Genomic DNA, 1,246 nt, shown 5'->3' with positions numbered 1-1,246 from the left:
GGCCGGAGGACCGCGCCTGGTGCGTGGCCACGGACGTGGATCTGATGAGCACCTATATCGGCGGCAGCGGCGAATGCATCGCGCAGGTGGTGGCCGATGCGCAGCTGGAGGTCTTGGCCGTGGATGTCGATGATGCGCTGGGCTGGGACGGTGACCGGATCAACCCGGCGCCGGCCGACCGCGATCGCCTCTGAGACCGGAGGGCGCCCCGACGCCTCGATCATCAGGAAGAAGGGCGCCGATCTGCTCAGCGTCCCCGGCGGTCATCCGCTGCGGTGGCACCTGCAGGGGAGCCGGGCCCGTCATCGGCCGGAACAGAGATGAAGGTCTCGATGGCGGCCATGTGGCCGGGCTGCAGCCCTCTGCCGGGCGAGGGCGCGATCAGCAGGGCTCGGCCGCCTCCGGTCAGCTCCTCATAGACCGGTCCGCAGACGGGCACCTCGACGTCGTCGGTCCAGATCAGCCGCCGCCCCCGCGCCAGGACGTCGCGGGCGGCGGCGAGTTTGGCCGCCGCCGCGGCGGCGGCGGACAGGTGCTCGGACCAGGCGCGGGCCAGCCGGGGCAGGGCGAACAGCCGCTCCAGCTGGTCGGCGTCGGCGCACCAGGTGCTGCACCAGCGGATCTCCACATCGCCGGCCCGGTGCAGCGCGCGGATGCGATCCAGTAGGGCTGGTGCCCAGCGTATGCGGTAGGCATCGCTGCCGGAGTAGGCGGTGCCGCTGCGCGGGGCGGTGCCCCAGCCGGGCCGGGAGGCGTTGAGCACGCCGTCGACATCGAGCAACCACACCGGCCGGCCCATCAGCCGGAGTGCCGCATGAGCGCGCGGTGCAGGGCGAACATGTTCATGATCGGCCTCCTGAAGCGTCGGGATGGAGTCGCCCCGGGGTATCCCTCGGGAATCCACCATTTCGCCCGCATCGTAGGACAGCGCGGCGTAGGCGGGCACGCCATCCTTCTTCCAAGGAGCCGGACGGCTGCTTGAGCTCACCGCTCTGCTGGTCATTCACCTCACCCCGCATGGGGGTGAGCCGATCGCGGCTCTGCGTGAACGCGTCGCTTTGATGTCCTTCCCCCGCCCAGGACAGCGCGCTCCGGCAGGTGAACACCGCGAAGCTCGCCGACAGCCCGCCCGCGACGATCACCGAAGCCGGGCAAAGGCAGGTAAGTTGGCGGACCATGTCCCGCAGATCTCGATCATGGTGGGCCGCCGCCCTGACCATCGCCGCCGCCGGCGCGGTCTACCTGC

General features: G+C 71.1%; 2 protein-coding genes. One reads left to right on the top strand and one right to left on the bottom strand.

All coding sequences use genetic code 11. The annotated features are described in order from the left end of the window. Window positions 1-194: hypothetical protein (locus ACWJ6R_RS36640; RefSeq protein ID WP_449066594.1), on the top strand; the 194-nt coding region annotated here is incomplete at its 5' end. 53 nt (window positions 195-247) lie between these two features. On the opposite strand, the gene ACWJ6R_RS36635 is transcribed toward ACWJ6R_RS36640, so the two are convergent. Then, window positions 248-787 carry an HAD domain-containing protein gene (locus ACWJ6R_RS36635; protein WP_449066593.1) on the bottom strand — a complete coding sequence of 180 codons (540 nt, stop codon included), beginning with the start codon at window positions 785-787 and terminating at the stop codon, window positions 248-250. Between the last annotated feature and the right edge of the window lie 459 nt (window positions 788-1,246).

Source organism: Planomonospora algeriensis (assembly GCF_977012225.1).
The sequence above is the reverse complement of the archived record's forward strand: the minus strand, read 5'-3'. Positions and strand labels throughout refer to the sequence as shown.